18 protein-coding genes are annotated in these 17,376 nt (G+C 33.5%); 12 read left to right on the top strand and 6 right to left on the bottom strand.

Annotated features, from left to right (window positions below; genetic code table 11):
• Position 1: 1 nt before the first annotated feature.
• From H593_RS0103730 to H593_RS0103750, 4 genes are all read left to right on the top strand, one after another.
• Positions 2–733 (top strand): bacteriorhodopsin-like, encoded by a 732-nt coding sequence (locus H593_RS0103730; RefSeq protein WP_028871199.1) that lies wholly within the window; start codon positions 2–4, stop codon positions 731–733.
• A 147-nt stretch (positions 734–880) separates the two neighbouring features.
• Positions 881–2,110, top strand: coding sequence for a class I SAM-dependent rRNA methyltransferase (locus tag H593_RS0103735; RefSeq protein WP_028871200.1), 1,230 nt, complete (start codon positions 881–883; stop codon positions 2,108–2,110).
• Between the two features lie 110 nt (positions 2,111–2,220).
• Positions 2,221–3,168, top strand: a complete 948-nt coding sequence (locus H593_RS0103740; RefSeq protein WP_028871201.1) for an NAD(P)H-dependent flavin oxidoreductase — start codon at positions 2,221–2,223, stop codon at positions 3,166–3,168.
• 318 nt (positions 3,169–3,486) lie between these two features.
• Positions 3,487–3,807, top strand: coding sequence for a YtxH domain-containing protein (locus tag H593_RS0103750; protein ID WP_028871202.1), 321 nt, complete (start codon positions 3,487–3,489; stop codon positions 3,805–3,807).
• A 58-nt stretch (positions 3,808–3,865) separates the two neighbouring features.
• Here the strand turns inward: H593_RS0103750 and H593_RS21475 are convergent, their stop codons facing one another.
• The 3 genes from H593_RS21475 to H593_RS0103760 form a co-directional block, all read right to left on the bottom strand.
• Positions 3,866–4,042, bottom strand: a complete 177-nt coding sequence (locus tag H593_RS21475; RefSeq protein WP_390620520.1) for a GNAT family N-acetyltransferase — start codon at positions 4,040–4,042, stop codon at positions 3,866–3,868.
• Positions 4,043–4,114: 72 nt separating this feature from the next.
• The gene (locus H593_RS21480) at positions 4,115–4,375 is read right to left on the bottom strand and encodes a hypothetical protein (protein WP_315969367.1); all 261 of its coding nucleotides are present in this window, start codon (positions 4,373–4,375) and stop codon (positions 4,115–4,117) included.
• A 1-nt stretch (position 4,376) separates the two neighbouring features.
• Positions 4,377–5,012 carry an alpha/beta hydrolase gene (locus H593_RS0103760; RefSeq protein ID WP_028871203.1) on the bottom strand — a complete coding sequence of 212 codons (636 nt, stop codon included), beginning with the start codon at positions 5,010–5,012 and terminating at the stop codon, positions 4,377–4,379.
• Between the two features lie 48 nt (positions 5,013–5,060).
• On the opposite strand from H593_RS0103760, the gene H593_RS0103765 reads away from it, so the two are divergent.
• Together H593_RS0103765 and H593_RS0103770 are read left to right on the top strand one after the other, a co-directional pair.
• Complete coding sequence (locus tag H593_RS0103765) at positions 5,061–5,486, top strand: PaaI family thioesterase (RefSeq protein WP_028871204.1); 426 nt, start codon at positions 5,061–5,063, stop codon at positions 5,484–5,486.
• A gap of 3 nt (positions 5,487–5,489) precedes the next feature.
• Positions 5,490–6,617 carry a chorismate-binding protein gene (locus tag H593_RS0103770; RefSeq protein WP_028871205.1) on the top strand — a complete coding sequence of 376 codons (1,128 nt, stop codon included), beginning with the start codon at positions 5,490–5,492 and terminating at the stop codon, positions 6,615–6,617.
• Between the two features lie 22 nt (positions 6,618–6,639).
• Here H593_RS0103770 and H593_RS0103775 read toward each other — a convergent pair whose 3' ends face one another.
• Positions 6,640–9,879 carry a S41 family peptidase gene (locus tag H593_RS0103775; RefSeq protein ID WP_028871206.1) on the bottom strand — a complete coding sequence of 1,080 codons (3,240 nt, stop codon included), beginning with the start codon at positions 9,877–9,879 and terminating at the stop codon, positions 6,640–6,642.
• Positions 9,880–10,066: 187 nt separating this feature from the next.
• Here H593_RS0103775 and menD point away from each other — a divergent pair, with 187 nt between their 5' ends.
• The 3 genes from menD (at position 10,067) to H593_RS0103790 (ending at position 13,248) form a co-directional block, all read left to right on the top strand.
• On the top strand, positions 10,067–11,827 hold the full coding sequence (gene menD, locus H593_RS0103780; RefSeq protein WP_028871207.1) for a 2-succinyl-5-enolpyruvyl-6-hydroxy-3-cyclohexene-1-carboxylic-acid synthase: 1,761 nt from the start codon (positions 10,067–10,069) through the stop codon (positions 11,825–11,827).
• An 87-nt stretch (positions 11,828–11,914) separates the two neighbouring features.
• Positions 11,915–12,256: a DUF2853 family protein gene (locus H593_RS0103785; protein WP_028871208.1), complete on the top strand. Its 342-nt coding sequence runs from the start codon at positions 11,915–11,917 to the stop codon at positions 12,254–12,256.
• A gap of 158 nt (positions 12,257–12,414) precedes the next feature.
• Positions 12,415–13,248 (top strand): CvfB family protein, encoded by an 834-nt coding sequence (locus tag H593_RS0103790; RefSeq protein ID WP_028871209.1) that lies wholly within the window; start codon positions 12,415–12,417, stop codon positions 13,246–13,248.
• On the opposite strand, the gene H593_RS0103795 is transcribed toward H593_RS0103790, so the two are convergent.
• Positions 13,245–13,664 (bottom strand): hypothetical protein, encoded by a 420-nt coding sequence (locus tag H593_RS0103795; protein ID WP_028871210.1) that lies wholly within the window; start codon positions 13,662–13,664, stop codon positions 13,245–13,247. The genes H593_RS0103790 and H593_RS0103795 overlap by 4 nt on opposite strands.
• Positions 13,665–13,968: 304 nt before the next feature.
• On the opposite strand from H593_RS0103795, the gene H593_RS0103800 reads away from it, so the two are divergent.
• From H593_RS0103800 to H593_RS0103810, 3 genes are all read left to right on the top strand, one after another.
• Positions 13,969–14,808: a 1,4-dihydroxy-2-naphthoyl-CoA synthase gene (locus H593_RS0103800; RefSeq protein WP_028871211.1), complete on the top strand. Its 840-nt coding sequence runs from the start codon at positions 13,969–13,971 to the stop codon at positions 14,806–14,808.
• A 15-nt stretch (positions 14,809–14,823) separates the two neighbouring features.
• Positions 14,824–15,729: a 1,4-dihydroxy-2-naphthoate octaprenyltransferase gene (gene menA, locus H593_RS0103805; protein WP_037051457.1), complete on the top strand. Its 906-nt coding sequence runs from the start codon at positions 14,824–14,826 to the stop codon at positions 15,727–15,729.
• A 196-nt stretch (positions 15,730–15,925) separates the two neighbouring features.
• Entirely contained in the window at positions 15,926–16,603 is a 678-nt protein-coding gene (locus tag H593_RS0103810; protein WP_028871213.1) for a metal-dependent hydrolase, read from the top strand.
• A 2-nt stretch (positions 16,604–16,605) separates the two neighbouring features.
• Here the strand turns inward: H593_RS0103810 and H593_RS18450 are convergent, their stop codons facing one another.
• Complete coding sequence (locus H593_RS18450; protein WP_261793664.1) at positions 16,606–17,301, bottom strand: SDR family NAD(P)-dependent oxidoreductase; 696 nt, start codon at positions 17,299–17,301, stop codon at positions 16,606–16,608.
• Positions 17,302–17,376: the final 75 nt, after the last annotated feature.

The following is a 17,376-nucleotide window of genomic DNA, read 5'->3' on the forward strand; positions in this document are numbered from 1 at the left end:
TATGAAAACAATGTTATTATTAATCGATGTTACTACAAAAATGGACCCTACAGATTACATAGGTTTTACATTTTTTGTTGGCTGTATGGCTATGATGGCTGCTTCAGCTTTTTTCTTTTTATCACTTAGTCAATTTGATAGGAAATGGAGAACTTCAGTTCTAGTTTCAGGACTAATTACATTTATTGCAGCAGTTCATTATTTCTACATGAGAGATTATTGGGCAGTTAACATGGAGTCGCCTACATTTTTTAGATATGTAGATTGGATTTTAACAGTGCCATTAATGTGTGTAGAATTTTATTTAATTCTTAAAGTTGCAGGGGCTAAACCATCTTTAATGTGGAAACTAATTGGATTATCTGTAATAATGTTAGTTACAGGTTACTTTGGTGAAGCAGTCTATCCTGGACAAGCAGCCGTTTGGGGAGGTATCTCTGGATTAGCTTACTTCGTGATTGTTTATGAAATATGGCTTGGTAGTGCAAAAAAATTAGCAGTTGCTGCTGGAGGAGAAATTTTAAAAGCTCACAAAATATTATGCTGGTTCGTATTAGTTGGATGGGCAATTTACCCTCTAGGTTATATGTTAGGTACTGATGGATGGTACACTAGTATTTTAGGAACTGGTGGTGTAGATGTTGCTTACAACATTGCAGATGCAATTAACAAAATTGGATTTGGATTAGTTATTTATACGTTGGCAGTTAAAAGCCAAGATGTTAAGGCTTAATTAGCACTAATGATTTTATTAAAAGCGTGATCTTACAGGTCACGCTTTTTTTGTTTATCATTTGCCAATCTATTTTATAGTGTTTCAAATAGAACATTCTTCAGAAAAAGAAAGTATTTTGCAACCTTATAACTAATAAAAGATATAATGCTCTTTTCCCCATCCATAGATAATCCTTATCAACCTAAACGCTTGGCCATAAAACTAACAGCAAAAGGTGAGAATTATGTACAGCAAGGTCATCCTTGGGTGTTTTCAGAGAGTATTGTAAAGATTAATTCAGATGCCAAATCAGGTGATTTAGCTATTATCTTCGGAAAGCGTAAAAACGGAATGATTGGTATAGGATTATACGATGCAGATTCGCCAATTAGAATTAAAGTAATCTATAGTGACGGAAAGCCGATACAAATAGATGATGCTTTCTTTCTTCGGAAAATTGAAAAGGCATACCAAAAACGCCTCCCATTACTAAAGACAGAGACGACGAGTTACCGATTAATTTTTGGTGAAAACGACGAATTTCCATCACTAATAGCGGATGTTTATGACGCGGTTCTAGTCGTAAAATTGTATTCTGAAATCTGGTTGCCTTATCTTAAAACTGTTTTAGAAAGTTTGATAATTACATCAGGTTGCGAAACGGTGGTGATACGTTTGAGTCGTAGTTTGCAGCAATCAAGTTCTCATAACTTGAAAGATGGAGAAGTCGTTTATGGAATACTTCACAATGAAGTCGTACAGTTTATAGAACACGGTGTCAACTTTTCAGCAAATGTGATTAAAGGTCATAAAACGGGTTACTTCTTAGATCACAGAGATAATAGAAAGCAGGTTGGACTCTTAAGTAAGAACAAAACCGTTTTAGATGTATTTTCTTATGCTGGTGGCTTTTCAGTTCATGCCTTGGCTAATGGAGCAAAAGAAGTGACGAGTTTAGATATTAGTTCCCAAGCATTAGAGATCGCAGTTCGAAATGGTGAATTAAATGATTATAATGGGACCCATTTTACTTTGGCTGGTGATGCATTTAAAATATTGGAGCAGCTCATTTTAGAAAAAAATAAATTTGACGTGGTTGTTATTGATCCGCCAAGTTTTGCCAAACAACAAACTGAAATTCAACTCGCTAAAAAGAAATATGCACAGTTGGCTAGGTTAGGAGAGAAATTAACGGCTAGAGATGGCTTATTAGTTTTAGCGTCCTGTTCATCTAGAGTGACGTCTACAGCATTTTATGATATTAATGAGCAAGCTTTAATAGTTGCCAAACGTTCATTTTCCGTAGAACAAAAAACACAACACGATATAGATCATCCCATTGGTTTCCCAGAAGGTGCTTACTTAAAATGTGGCTATTACAGGTTTCAAGACTAACAGTCTGTTATGCATGCATAATAATTTATTATATTTACACCTTGATTTTAATAATAGCAGAACTACAGCTAATTTGATGTAGTTGAAATGCGACTAATTAAACTTATAATATGACTACAAGACTCACACAAATGCTCAATATTAAATACCCAATTATTCAAGCACCAATGTTTTTGGTATCTAATGTTGCTATGGTGACAGAAGCAATGAAAGGAGGAATAGCAGGTTGTATTCCTGCACTTAACTACAGGACACTTGATGAATTAAGAGCTGCAATACGTGAATTGAAAGCAAATAAGGTTGAAGGTGGGTCTTTTGGGTTTAATCTCATTGTTAATAAATCAAATATTAAATATCAAGGACAGTTAGAAGTAATCTGTGAAGAGGGTTGTGATTTTTTAATTACGTCTCTAGGTAGTCCAGAAGAAACTATAAATCAAGCACATGCAGTAGGTATTAAGGTGTTTTGTGATGTTACAGATTTACATTTTGCTAGAAAGGTAGAACAATTGGGAGCTGATGCTGCAATAGCTGTAAATAATGAAGCTGGTGGTCACAGAGGAAATCTTACACCAGAGGAATTAACAAGTTTATTGAGTAAAGAGTTAACTATTCCTGTGATTTCAGCAGGAGGTGTTGGTTGTAAAGCAGATATTGATAGAATGTTGAGTTATGGCGCAGAAGGTGTTAGTGTTGGTAGTCCGTTTATAGCTTCTATAGAAGCAGGCGTGACTGACGAATACAAACAGGCTTGCGTTGATTATGGCGCAGAAGATATTATTATGACAGAGCGTATTTCTGGTACGCCTTGCACCGTTATAAATACTCCCTATGTTCAAAAAATAGGAACAAAAGCAACGTGGCTCGAAACCATGCTTAATAAAAATAAGAAGCTTAAAAAGTGGGTGAAGATGGTGCGATTTTCAATAGGTATGAAAGCGACTGAGAATGCTGCCAAAAAAGCAACTTACAAAACAGTTTGGGTTGCAGGACCAAGTATAGCTCATACTAAAGAAATTCTTCCCGTTAAAGATATAATAGATAATCTGATTAGCTAATATAAAACGCTACAGAAACAGTCTCAAGAGTTCTATTTGCTTTCTTTGTAATTATGGACAAAAGATCATTTACATGTTTACTTATCAAGCTAAAGTAGGGACATTAGAATCTAGATATTTTACAGATTTTGAGTATTCTTCTTCTATTTTTATTATAGAAAATTAATTTTCAAATTGGGCTAGAATACTATGTGCTGTTTTTTGTGTTAAATCATTACTCTTCGGTTTTTTTTTATAAATACTTGTTTATGAGTTTGTTTGTAACAAATGCCTAAGTTTTTCGACTTATAAATAAACACGTATTTATAAAAAAAAGCTATGATATATAAAGGAGCAATAGTATTAGGAGTGTTAATAGGAACAGCAGCAGGAGTTTTATTAGCGCCAGAAAAAGGCAGTATAACAAGAGACAAGCTGAAGAAAGAAGGTAAAGACATAAAAAATCAATTATCTAGTGATTTTATAGAGGTTAAAGACGACTTATCTAAAGCAGCAACCTCAGGAAAGGAAACTTTAAAAAAAGAATTTAAAAACATGGCCTCTAAAACAAGTCATAAAACAGAACAAGCAATTACGTTTATAGAAAAGCAATTAGCTATTTTAAAAGAAAAAAACAAAACACTACAGAAGACCGTTTAAAGTGTTCTAAAAACCCGAGTTTTAATAGTTGGTCTTCTTCTTTTAAGATACCATAACATCATTTACTGCGTCTAAAGCCGTCTTTCATAATAGTGTCTTTTCGCAGTATGCCTTCAAGAATGGCACCCAATTTGTCAACAGCGTTTCTCGATTTTTGGTAGCGTTCGTCAATTCTGAATTCTACCTTATCAAAAACTAAAGTTTCAAAAGCATATTGGAGCATTAAAAACTTCATGTTTTTGTTTAATCCAGTGCCTTGAAATTCGTGACCAATCCATGTCCAACGAATATGTAGTACTTTATTTTTCTAATGGATTAAGCCAAAACGCGTGCTTCCTGAATATTGCTGTTTTACTTTATCATAAATAATAAAAGGAATTGCAGTTTGATTTAAATAGCCATCAACAGCTACTTTAAAGTAGTCTTTCAATTTTTCCGAAGAAGAAATAGTGCTAGGTGAGTAGTAGGTCAAATCTTTCTCTTGTGCAATAGCTATGAGCTTAACATAATTATTTAATGTAAGTAGTGTTAGTTTTACATGCTTGGTTTCTAAAATAGGTACTCGCATTTTACACCAGCTGATTTATTATTTCTGTATTGACTTCATGTACGCCCTCAAAGGGAATAATTTCCAATTTGTTACCAAACAACATTTCTGCCTTTTGTTGTTCCTGTGTCATCCGTTCTTCCTGGAGATATTCATCATTGATACCATAAATAAGTTTGGTTTTTCCTTTAAAGAACCTAAAATCTTCTTTTTTTAATTCCTTCGGGATTCCACCAGAAAGCAACACTAATTGCGAGCATTGTAATTGTCGTTTCGCAATATATCTCATAGCCACACTGACGCCTTGCGAATAGCCTAAAATGATAAGGTTCTTATCTTGTGTAATCTGTTCATGTTTAAAAATTGAATCAAAATAAGCGATTATATTATTGGTTTCCATTTTAGTGTTTTCACGAGTTAACCAACTTGCGCCAACATGTTTAAATTTTGGAGTTATATAATATTTACTTTGAGCTTGAGGTGCAATAATATAATTTTCTATAGGGTTTAGATCTTTAAAATATTTAAGAAAATACTTACTTAAATATCCCATACCATGGCAAACAAACCAAACATTTTTTGTTAATGATGTCAGTTCATTTAAGGTAGAGTAACTATTACTAATGTGATAAGAAATTTCCTTTTCTGTTGAATTCATTTGTATCTTTGTATTTCTTATAATTCACGCTAAAAATACAGTAATTCTATGCAATTATCTAAACAAGATATGCTCGATAAAGCTAATGTAGCAAGTAAAAATACGTTGATGGAAACCTTAAATATCGAGATGGTAGATTATGGTGATGACTTCGTGGTGGCTAGAATGCCTGTTAACTCTAGAGTTTACCAGCCTGATGGTGTATTACATGGAGGAGCAACTGCGGCTTTGGCGGAAAGTGTTGGCAGTTTTGCATCTCATCTTTTTCTTGATATTGAGAATAAATTTGTTCGTGGTTTAGAGATTACAGCCAATCATTTAAAAAGTGTCAAGGATGGTTACGTTTACGCTAAGGCTACTTTTATACATAAAGGTAGAACGACACAATTATTGGATATCAGAGTTACAGATGATAACGATAATTTGGTGTCAATTTGCAGATTATCAACAATTTCTCTTCCAAAAAAGAAGTAGGTAATGATTCAAAAAGAATTATTTACAGCTATAGAAACCCATTATAATTCACAACTGCCTTTTGTTGCTTATAGAAAGCCTAACAACTCATTTGTAAAGGCGATACTTCAAAAGGATCATACCGTACGTACCGTAAATGATTTTACGGAGAGTGGTTTTGTGTTTTCACCTTTTGATTCTAAAAATGATGCGATATTATTTCCGTTAGAACAATCAATAAGCATCAATTGTGACTGTGTTTTTTCTTCGGAAATATCTAACAATACAAATCTTAAAAGTAATTCAGAAACATCTCAAAATACTTACGAACAACACTTAGAATTAGTTCAAAAAGGTATTAGAGCTATTAGAAATGGAACATTTGAAAAGGTTGTACTATCTAGAGTTGAAGGTCTTCCAATTTCCGAAGAAAACCCAATACAACTTTTTCAATCTTTACTGAGTGTTTATCCAACAGCATTTGTCTATCTATGGTACCATCCAGACATAGGACTTTGGTTAGGAGCAACTCCAGAAACGCTTTTAAATATTGAAGGACTACGTTTCAAAACCATGTCTTTAGCAGGTACTAAAAAACATAACGACACTAGTGAAACAGCTTGGGGAACTAAAGAAATAAACGAACAGCAAATAGTAACAGATTACATCGTTAATAATCTTCAAGGTGTCTTAAATAATATCAATGTTACAGGTCCAAATACAGTCAAAGCAGGACAACTATTTCACTTGCAATCTAAAATTTCAGGTATATTAAAATCTGGTATATTAAAATCTGTTATAGAAACTCTGCATCCAACACCTGCTATTTGTGGTTTGCCTAAAGCAGAAGCCAAAAATTTCATTTTAAATAATGAAAAGTATAATCGAGAGTTTTATACAGGGTTTCTAGGTGAATTAAATATTAAGACTTCAAAATCTCGAAATACAAATAGACGAAATGTAGAGAATAATGCGTACTCAAGTATTAAAACTACAAGTGAGTTCTTTGTTAACTTAAGATGTATGCAAATAAAAAATAAGCACGCATTGATTTATGTTGGAGGAGGTATCACAAAAGATTCGGACCCACAATTGGAGTGGGAGGAAACCGTCAACAAAACTCAAACGATGATGCGCGTATTATTGAACTAGATGATCATTCTAGAGTTGCATTCTAATTAACTTGTTTCAACAATTCTGCAACAGCAGCTTCTATTTGTTCGTCTTTTCCGTTAGTGACTGCGTCAAAACCATTTTTAACTAAAATATCTGGTTGCAATTCTTTGTTTTCTAAAACATCACCTTCTATGTCTAAGACTTGCATGTTTGGGATTCCAAACACGATCCCATTTTGGATACGTTCCCACCATACAAAACTACAAGTTCCAGGAACTGGCATGCCTACGAGTTTTCCAATTTTTAAATCTTTATATCCAGCAGGAGTACAGTGTGCATCAGAATAGTTAGACTCTCCAATAAGCATAATACTTGGTTTTGTCCAACGGCGTTGTGATTCTGTACCCACCACTTTTCCTCCGTTGCTAAACTCCATATATTTTGTTCCACTTAAAAAGGTAGTGATGTCATCAACTAAATCGCCTCCACCATTAAATCGCGTATCAACGACCAATGCTTTTTTATTGACTTCTTCACCCATGACTTCTTCTAAGAACTCTCTAAAACTCCCATCGTTCATGTTGCGAATATGCATATATCCAATTTGATTATCAGATAGTTTATGTACCATCTCTCGGTTTTTTCTAATCCATCGTTGGTAGCGTAATTCGTTTTCTGCATCTATTGAAATTGGCTTCGCACGCTCTTTCCATCTTTTAGATGTTGATGGGTCATAATAAGAAACTGTAATAGCAGCGTCAATTTTTCTATTTAGGAGTGTATAATAATTAATGCTTTTAGTTAGGGTTTTACCGTTTATTGCTTCTATAATAACACCTGCTTTTACTTTTTTATCACCATTAATTAAAGGACTTCCTTCTATAAGTTCAGAAATTTGGAGTCCATTACCATCATAGCTATCGTTAGTATAAATAGCAAGTGATCCTGTTTCATCTCCTTTTTTATTAGGCTCTGTAAAACGTGCTCCAGTATGTGAAGCATTCAATTCTCCTAGTAACTCTCCTAAAATATCTTTAAAATCATAGTCGTTGTTAATATGAGGTACGAATTTTTTGTAGTTAGCAGATAATGTATCCCAAGGTGCTCCATGAAGATTAGGATCTAAAAACTTTTTCTTAACCTGACGAGATACATGATCCATAAGGTATAAACGCTCTGCAGATAAATTAAATGACATTTCATCGTTGATACCAACACCCTTCGTCTTACCAGAACTAATATCTACTTTAGATATTTTTCCACCACTTAAAACGTAAACTTCCTTAGCATCTTTACCAAAGGCCATACTGCCTCCACGATCATATTTACCCAAAGACTTGATTTCCCTGGTACGTAAATCTAGTTTCCATAAATCGGCTTTATTATCTACGCGACCTAAGTATAATAACGATTTAGCATCCTTAGTGACTAACATGTCAGACAGATTAGTAGAGAATAATGATAATTTTGCTTTACGCTTGTATAAATTATCAAACTCAATATCTATAGGCTTTAACTTTTTATCCTTTTTTTCATTGTCTTTCTTGTCTTTTTTAGAATTTTTTTCATCATCCTCTGTTTCATCAGCCTCATCAGCCTCATCAGCCTCTGAAACAAACGCAAATTCATCTTTACTTAATTTGAATTCATCAAAAGCTTTTTGAGTTAAAAACACACCATACACGTCTAGCTGTGAGGGTCCTGTTTTTGCAACACTGTGCATCCCGTTTCTATCTGATGCCCAATATAGTATAGAACCATCTAATGACCATTTTGGCTTAAAATCATTAAATCCGCTTTTTGATACATTAATCAAATCTCCAGAACCATCGGCTTTTAAAACACCTATTTCTGCAACCCAATATTGATCTGGATAGAAGGTTATAGCAATCCATTTGCCGTCTGGGCTCCATTCAAATTCCTGGTCTCCATCTGAATATGAGAAATGTTTTTCACCATTATGAATCGATATGATTTCTTTAGTCTTTAGATTGATAGTTCTCAGTTTTGTTCGCTCTTCTAAATAAGCGACATCTTCTCCTGTTGGTGAGAACTTAGGTTGAAAACTTTCAGAAATATCAGCGAGTAAGATCTCTTCTTTTAATTCAATAGCATTTAAGAAATATTTTTCTTCTTTCTTTGGAAGCGTTTGAGTGTATAGGTTCCAGCTGTTATTGCGCTCTCCAGCATAAATAATAGTTCTACCATCTGCACTAATGTCAATACTGCGTTCTTGTTCTGGAGTATCGGTAAGTCGTCGTGTTAAACTGCCATCTACTGAGGTTACAAACACATCGCCTCTGTAGATAAAAATTAATTCTTTTCCGTTAGGAGAGGGTACCATATGAGTGACGCTTCCGTCAACAAATAATAATTCATTTTCCATTAATGATTGATCACCACTAACATCTATATTCAATTTTTTTGGAGATTCTCCAATGTGCTGAGTGTAGATATCTCCGTTGAAACTGTAAGCTAAAAGCGCATCATTTGAAACTGAAAGATGTCGCACAGGATGCATCTTGAATTCTGAAATTTGGTCAGATTTATTTGGATTAGAGAACGTAGATTGAAAGACGTTAAATGTTCCAGATTTTTCAGATAAAAAATAAAAAACATCACCAGAACCAAAAAGGATATTGCGATTTTCACCTTTAAAATTTGATAGTTTTGTGTAATTTCCTGTAGCTGATTTGATCCAAATATCTCTAGTGACAGAAGATGTGTGGTGTTTTCTCCACTCATACTCATAGCCTTTGATTTCCTCAAAGATCATATCACCTTTACTGTTGTTTTTAGCTTCGTAAGCAGGGAAACTACTGAGTTGTTTTGGTGTTGACGCATTTATGTTTACACTATACAATTCTCCTAATTTGTGAAACAACATAGAGTTTTCGTTATCCAAACGAATACTATTGAACCAAACCGCATCATTATTTTGAGAGAAGTCTGTTGGCATATCATCAGCGGAGTGAAATGTTAGTCGCTTTACATTGGTTCCAGAAGCTGTCATAATAAATACATCAAAGTTTCCATGTCTATTGGATGCAAACGCTATTTGTTGTCCGTCATGCGACCAGACAGGTTTAGTATCATAAGCACTATGGGTTGTTAATCGAGTAGCTTTCCCGCCATTTGAAGACACCATATAAATATCTGCATTATAAGTAAAGGCAATTTGCTGTCCATTTGGAGAGATGGCAGTGTTTCTGAGCCAAAGGTCTTCATTTTGTTGAGAATTTACAGAGTTGCTAATGGCTAACGATAAAAAGAGAAAAAAGAGAGATTGGAATTTCATGTGTGGATATGTATTATTTTTTAGCGGTTGCATACTATTTACTAGTACTCATCTGATTGAGTGATAAAGCCCTTAATATACTTGTGATATGTAATTTAAATTTGAATATAACAGGAATAAAGTTACTGAATTAATTGTATCCAATCTTATTTTTTTTAAGTGACATTTTCAATAACTTTGTAAACAGATGATACACCCTAAAATTCCGCTTGCGCAAACTGTAATTCAGTTGTGTAAACTTAAAAACATAAAGCATATTATTATTTCTCCAGGAAGTAGAAATGCACCTTTAACACTTGGATTTTCTAATGATGAATTCTTTAAATGCTATAGTATAGTAGATGAGCGTTGTGCTGCTTTTTTTGCATTAGGTATTGCTCAGCAAACCAAAGAGCCTGCAGCTGTTGTTTGCACATCAGGTAGTGCTTTACTTAATTATTATCCTGCAGTAGCAGAGGCGTTCTTTAGTGATATACCTTTAATCGTATTGTCTGCAGATAGACCACAGCATCTCATCGGTATTGGTGACGGACAAACCATCAACCAAAAAGATGTCTTTGAAAAGAATATCTTGTATTCTGCAAATTTAAAGTTAGACTTAAAAAACGAAAAGGGACTATCAGATAAAGATGAACTTCCAATGTTTAAGAGTTTAGAAAATAAATTAGAACGCATTTTAGGCTTACAGCAAAGTATTCAATCTTATAACGAAGAGGAAATAAACAAAGCATTCAATCTAGCTCGATTTAGTAAGGGACCAGTTCATATCAATATTCCTTTTGATGAGCCTCTTTATGATACTGTTGAGGAATTGAGTATAAACCCAAAGGTTGAGGAATTAGATATTAAGACCGTAAAAATTGATCAAGCAGAACTTAAAGACTGTATCGATGAATGGTATGTGTCAAAGAAAAAAATGATTTTGATAGGTGTCTTACCAATTGGTCAAATAGAACAGCAGTGGTTGAATGATTTGGCAAATGATGATAGTGTGATTGTCTTTACAGAAACGACGTCTAATGTTCATCATAAAAATTTCTTTCCTAGTATCGATAAAATGATTGCTCCTTTAGAGGAAGAAGATTTTAAAAACTTACAACCAGACATACTAATTTCAATTGGTGGTTTAATCGTTTCTAAAAAAATCAAAGCATTTTTAAGAACCTATCAACCTAAACATCATTGGCATGTTGGGGAGAAAAATGCTAATGATACATTTTTTTGTTTAAGTAAGCATATTGTAGCAAAACCAAATGATTTTTTTAGTGAATTTCTACCCAAAATAACGCACGTAGCCAAAAGCAGTTACTTAGAGACTTGGACTGCAGTGAAACAATTACGACATAAGAGGCATTTGGAGTATGTAAAACAAATTCCGTTTAGTGATTTTAAAGCTTTCAATCTTATACTAAAATCAATATCCAACAAGACAATTTTGCAACTGGGCAACAGTTCAACGATACGATATGCACAATTATTTAATATGAACCCTTCTCTAAAGGTTTATTGTAATCGTGGTACAAGTGGCATTGATGGCAGTACATCAACAGCATTAGGTTGTGCAGTAGTTAGTGAAAGGCAAACGACATTTATTACGGGAGATTTAAGCTTCTTTTATGATAGTAATGCGCTATGGAATAACTATATACCTAAAAACTTTAGGATTATTGTTATCAATAATGAAGGAGGAGGTATTTTTAGGATTCTACCGGGACATAAAAACACAGATAATTTTGATTATTTCTTTGAAACGAAACATCACTTAACAGCAAAGCAATTATGTGAGATGTACGGTTTTGAATATACAACAGCTCAAAATGAATTAGAATTAGAAGGTGCTTTAAAACCATTTTATAACAAGTCAAAACAACCACGACTATTAGAAGTATTTACACCTAGGACAGAAAATGATTCCATTCTCTTAGACTACTTTAAGTTTGTGAAATAAAAATGTGACATCCTAATTTATTAGGTGTCCAATAATTGTCTATATTTATAGAGCAAATATTTATTAACCTAAAAATTAACAACTAAGATGAGTAAAAGAGACGACTTAATAACAAAATATGCTGCAGATTTAAAAGATAAATGTGGTGTAACTGCTAACATGGATTTATTAACGAAAGTAACAATTGGTTGTGGGCCATCTATTTATAATGCAGACGCTGCAACAGTCTCTGGATCTGATGAATCTGAATTAGCTACAGTTAAAAACAATTTTTTAATTAAAAAGTTAGGTCTTAAGGATAGCCCTGATTTAGATAAGGCTATTGATGCTGTAATTGAAAAATACGGGAAATCAAATAGAAATAAATACAGAGCAGTTGTATATTATCTTTTGGCAACACATTTTAAAAAAGAATCTGTTTACAAATAAGAATCTTTAAAATATATTAAGAAGCATCACTTGGGTGATGATTTTTTTATGCTGAAATTTTAAGTCAAGAATTTTATGACCTAAAAACAGATGAATTTCTCATACCTTAAGTTGAAAAGTAAAGCCATCTAAAGTACTTTTTTACATATCTTTGGCTCATGATTAGAATAGGAGATTTCAACACGTTAGAAATAATACGAGAAACTGAGCAGGGTTTATACTTGTCAGATTCAGAGGAAAACCAAGTTTTACTTCCAAATAGATATGTGCCTAAGACATTTCAAATATGGGAAGAGCTTAAGGTTTTTGTGTATTTAGATAATGAAGAACGTTTAGTAGCAGTGACAGATGAGCCTTATGTTGTTCGTGATGATTTTGCTCTGCTACGTTGTAATGAAGTGACACAACACGGTGCTTTTTTAGATTGGGGATTAGTTAAAGAACTCTTTTGTCCATTTAAAGAGCAAGCTTTTAAAATGAAAGCAGGAGGCTGGTACCTTATCCATTGTTATCTGGATGAAGAAACAAATAGGCTGGTGGCCTCGAGTAAAACCAATCGTTTTTTAGATAATAAAGACTTAACTGTGCAACAGTTTGACGAGGTCGATTTAATCGTATCTCATCCTTCAGAATTAGGAATGAATGTTATCGTCAACAATGAACATTTAGGTTTAATTTTTTCCGAAGATATTTTTAAAGATGTTAGCGTTGGAGATCGTTTAAAAGGTTTCGTTAAAAAAGTACGTGAGGATAATAAATTAGATATCGTTCTTGGTAAAATAGGCTATAGAAAAATTGAACCAAATGCCGATTTAGTTATGGAGTATCTTGGTGATTCTGATGATGGTTTTTTAGCGCTTAACGATAAATCAAATCCAGACGACATTAAAAACGTTTTACAAATGAGTAAGAAGACTTTTAAAAAGGCTATCGGCACTTTGTATAAGCAAAAGTTGATTACTATAAAAGAAGATGGTATTTATTTAAATTAAAAACCAGTTGCTGTTTCTTCTAAATGTTGTGTAACCCAATGAATAGCCGCATCTAATTCATTGAATTTTTGCCTATTAAAATTAAAGAAATGATTTTCTATTTCAAAAACTTGACTAGAAAAAGAAGAGTATGTAATTGTGGCGTAGGCTTTTAAGTTTTTAAATGCTTCGTTGAATAAAGGCGCATCAGTAATTAAAATAGAGTAGGAGTGTATTCTATTAGCAACAAAGCCAAAATAACTGCTGCCAAACTGCTTTTCAATGGCAGTTTTGGCTTCGTTAAAGTTATCAAAATCAATGTTGACACCTTCCTTGAATTCACACACTACGAATTTTTTAAAAAAGTATAAATTTCCTAGGGCTATAGTTTGTTTGTGTATTAGGTTTTGATAGTAGGGATAATCAACAATCGACATATCGTTTATTTAAAAATTGGGGCCACAAATATATTAAGCTTAAATGTATATTCAAAAGAATTATTCAATCCTATTTACTATTATCTATTTTCTATTTTTAGAGTTGAAAACTTGAAGACGGCTAATCTTTTTATGATAATTATTTGACATTAGTATTAAAAAAGTAAGTCATTTATAAAAGCGCACACGTATTTAAAATGGAGTATATTAATTAATAAGTCTATACGTTTTAGATGTTTTTAGATTTGTATATGATGAGTTCTATGTTTAAAAAGCAGTATTTTTGTAACAAATACTTATAGTTATGAATCAAGCCGAATGGGTTACAGCAAAAACCTATGAAGATATTACTTATAAAAAGCGCAACGGTGTCGCTAGAATAGCGTTTAACCGTCCCAATATTAGAAACGCTTTTAGACCCAAAACAACAAGTGAACTTTACGATGCATTATATGATGCTACCGAAGATGTCAATATTGGTGTTGTGTTATTATCTGCAGAAGGACCATCAACTAAAGACGGTATTTGGAGTTTCTGCTCTGGAGGTGATCAAAAAGTAAGAGGTCATCAAGGATATGTAGGAGACGACGGTTACCATCGCCTTAATATTCTCGAAGTACAACGTTTAATTCGTTTTATGCCAAAAGCAGTTATTGCCGTTGTTCCTGGTTGGGCAGTAGGAGGAGGACATAGTCTTCATGTAGTTTGTGATTTAACATTGGCCAGTAAAGAGCACGCTATTTTTAAGCAAACAGATGCAGATGTCACTAGTTTTGATGGTGGGTATGGATCTGCATACTTGGCAAAAATGGTCGGACAAAAACGTGCTCGTGAGATCTTTTTCCTCGGAAGAAATTATTCAGCTCAAGAAGCTTATGATATGGGTATGGTCAATGCTGTGATTCCTCATGATGAGTTAGAAGATACTGCCTACGAATGGGCTCAAGAAATATTAGCTAAATCACCAATGTCAATTAAAATGTTGAAATTTGCAATGAATTTAACAGATGATGGGATGGTTGGTCAACAAGTATTTGCAGGAGAAGCGACGCGTTTGGCTTATATGACAGATGAAGCTAAAGAAGGACGTGATGCGTTTTTAGAAAAGCGTAAGCCTAACTTTGATAAAAAGTGGATCCCTTAAATCTAAAATCATTTTATGATTACTAAAATAAAGCCTTGGCTATCTGCTTTTAGATTAAGAACCTTACCTCTTTCAATATCTGGTATCATTATAGGGTCTTGCTTTGCGTATTATAATGGCAAGTTTGATGCCTATATAATGACTTTTGCGATTCTCTTAACAGTAGCATTACAAATTCTTTCTAATCTAGCTAATGATTATGGAGATGGTATTAGAGGGACAGATAATGAAAGTAGAATAGGACCAAAGCGAGCAATTCAAAGTGGAGAGATTACTCCAGAAGAGATGTTTGAAGGGATTAAATTGAATATATTGGTCGTTATTGTGCTAACCGTAGGACTTATATTTACCTCATTTGGGAGTAAATACCTGCTCTATGCGATTCTCTTTTTCTTTTTATCAGGATTCTCAATATACGCAGCAATAAACTATACTATAGGAAGCTCTCCTTACGGTTATAAAGGATTAGGAGATGTATTTGTTTTTATTTTCTTCGGAATTTTAAGTGTCGTTGGTAGTTACTTTTTATATACTAAAAGTATAGACCATCATGTCTGGTTACCGGCAATTTCAGTAGGCCTCTTAAGTATGGGTGTTTTAAACCTCAATAACATGAGAGATATAGAGTCTGATAGACTAGCAGAGAAAGAGACACTCGCAGTGAAATTAGGAAAGAGCAAAGCAAAGGCTTATCACATTACTCTCATAGTTTTGACTATAGTTGTATCTATAGTGTTCTCAATTTTATATTTTTCAAGTCCTTGGAATTTTTTGTTTTACCTCGCATTTATTCCTTTACTGATTCATATCAATGTTGTCATAAAAGTTACAAATCCAAAAGACTTTGATCCTCAGTTAAAAGTTCTTGCACTTACCACATTTTTGTTTTCAATATTATTAGGTATTGGATATGTTTTGTGATATTTTTAACACAGTTATTTGGTTATCAAGTAATTAATTATTATATTTACTTAATAAATTTTGTAGGTTAGCAGACATTTACTTAAATGTTGACAATAAAATTTGGGGCTTAAAAACTCAGACAATTTCTTAAAATCTGTCTGAGTTTTTTTTGTATTTTCGAGTTAGGTAAATAATCTTATAAAATCCAATACCAATGCAAATTACATTTTACGGCCACGCGAGTCTAGGTATCAAAATTAATGACGTCCATATTTTAGTTGATCCTTTTATTTCTGGAAACCCTAAAGCGTCACATATCAACATAGAAACTTTAAAAGCAGACTATATTTTAGTGACTCATGCACACCAAGATCATATTTTAGATGTTGAAGCTATAGCTAAACGAACAGGAGCAGTAGTCGTCTCAAATTTTGAGATTGCCACACATTTTGATAAGTTAGGTTTAGAAAATCATCCTATGAATCATGGAGGTCAATGGGATTTTGAATTTGGAAATGTAAAATATGTTAATGCTATTCATACATCCTCATTTCCAGATGGTAGTTATGGGGGTCAACCTGGAGGTTTTGTGATAGAAGGTGAGCATAAAAACATCTATATCGCAGGAGATACAGCATTAACTATGGATATGAAATTGATCCCATTATTCACAAAACTAGACTTAGCGATTATACCTATAGGAGATAATTTTACAATGGGAATTGAAGAGGCTATTTTAGCGAGTGACTTTGTCGAATGTGATAAAGTACTAGGTTATCATTTTGATACATTTGGCTATATTGAAATAGACCATGAAGCAGCGAAGCGCAAATTCTTTGATAAGGATAAGGATTTGATGTTGCTGGAGATTGGTGAGAGTATTGAGTTGTAGTTTTACCTAACTTTACTCCGCATAACCAACTTATGAATAAGCCTAGTTGACAAGCGTTTCATAAAAACGCCAAATTTTTCAAATTTACCAATATAAGCTTCAAACTTTTCTTTACGAATGGCGGTAATCATTTTTTGAACAAAGACATCAACGTCTAATCCGTTTTCGGTCATATCGTCTTGATCATCTTGTTTGCTACCATCTGCTGTTAATGCATTTCGAGCCACATTGGTGTTTATAAAACCAGGACAAATCATAGTGACCTTTACGTTGTCTTTATCATGTTCTAAGCGCAAGGCGTCAAAAAAGCCATGTAAAGCATGTTTTGCACCACAATAGGCAGATCTTAAAGGAGAACTGAATTTTCCCATAAGACTAGAAACTACAACATAATGACTAGATTGTTTCTTTACAAAATGGGGTAGCAATGCTTTAGATATGGCAACAGTGCCCAAGTAATCTATTTCCATGAGTTTGCGATCTACATCAATAGAGGTTTCTATGATAGGGGAACGTTGACTAATACTACCATTATTAACAAGAATATCTACAGTCCCATAAATAGAGATAGCAGTTTCAGCTATGGCTGCTAGAGTCTTTGTTTCTGCTAAATCTAAAGTTAATACGGAAACCTGTTCTGGTTGTTTGCGCAAGGTTTTTACCTTTTCTAATTCTGTGTTTCTTCTAGCAGATAATATTAATGTTCAATCGTATTGGGAAAGCGCAATTGCTAAACTTTTACCAATTCCGCTAGAAGCTCCTGTAATCTAAAT

Source organism: Psychroserpens burtonensis DSM 12212 (assembly GCF_000425305.1).
GTDB classification, from domain to species: Bacteria; Bacteroidota; Bacteroidia; order Flavobacteriales; family Flavobacteriaceae; genus Psychroserpens; species Psychroserpens burtonensis.

Coding starts and splice junctions, on each gene's coding strand:
- H593_RS0103730 (WP_028871199.1), top strand. CDS start 2: ATGAAAACAATGTTATTATTAATCGATGTTACTACAAAAATGGACCCT.
- H593_RS0103735 (WP_028871200.1), top strand. CDS start 881: ATGCTCTTTTCCCCATCCATAGATAATCCTTATCAACCTAAACGCTTG.
- H593_RS0103740 (WP_028871201.1), top strand. CDS start 2,221: ATGACTACAAGACTCACACAAATGCTCAATATTAAATACCCAATTATT.
- H593_RS0103750 (WP_028871202.1), top strand. CDS start 3,487: ATGATATATAAAGGAGCAATAGTATTAGGAGTGTTAATAGGAACAGCA.
- H593_RS21475 (WP_390620520.1), bottom strand. CDS start 4,042: ATGAAGTTTTTAATGCTCCAATATGCTTTTGAAACTTTAGTTTTTGAT.
- H593_RS21480 (WP_315969367.1), bottom strand. CDS start 4,375: ATGCGAGTACCTATTTTAGAAACCAAGCATGTAAAACTAACACTACTT.
- H593_RS0103760 (WP_028871203.1), bottom strand. CDS start 5,012: ATGAATTCAACAGAAAAGGAAATTTCTTATCACATTAGTAATAGTTAC.
- H593_RS0103765 (WP_028871204.1), top strand. CDS start 5,061: ATGCAATTATCTAAACAAGATATGCTCGATAAAGCTAATGTAGCAAGT.
- H593_RS0103770 (WP_028871205.1), top strand. CDS start 5,490: ATGATTCAAAAAGAATTATTTACAGCTATAGAAACCCATTATAATTCA.
- H593_RS0103775 (WP_028871206.1), bottom strand. CDS start 9,879: ATGAAATTCCAATCTCTCTTTTTTCTCTTTTTATCGTTAGCCATTAGC.
- menD (WP_028871207.1), top strand. CDS start 10,067: ATGATACACCCTAAAATTCCGCTTGCGCAAACTGTAATTCAGTTGTGT.
- H593_RS0103785 (WP_028871208.1), top strand. CDS start 11,915: ATGAGTAAAAGAGACGACTTAATAACAAAATATGCTGCAGATTTAAAA.
- H593_RS0103790 (WP_028871209.1), top strand. CDS start 12,415: ATGATTAGAATAGGAGATTTCAACACGTTAGAAATAATACGAGAAACT.
- H593_RS0103795 (WP_028871210.1), bottom strand. CDS start 13,664: ATGTCGATTGTTGATTATCCCTACTATCAAAACCTAATACACAAACAA.
- H593_RS0103800 (WP_028871211.1), top strand. CDS start 13,969: ATGAATCAAGCCGAATGGGTTACAGCAAAAACCTATGAAGATATTACT.
- menA (WP_037051457.1), top strand. CDS start 14,824: ATGATTACTAAAATAAAGCCTTGGCTATCTGCTTTTAGATTAAGAACC.
- H593_RS0103810 (WP_028871213.1), top strand. CDS start 15,926: ATGCAAATTACATTTTACGGCCACGCGAGTCTAGGTATCAAAATTAAT.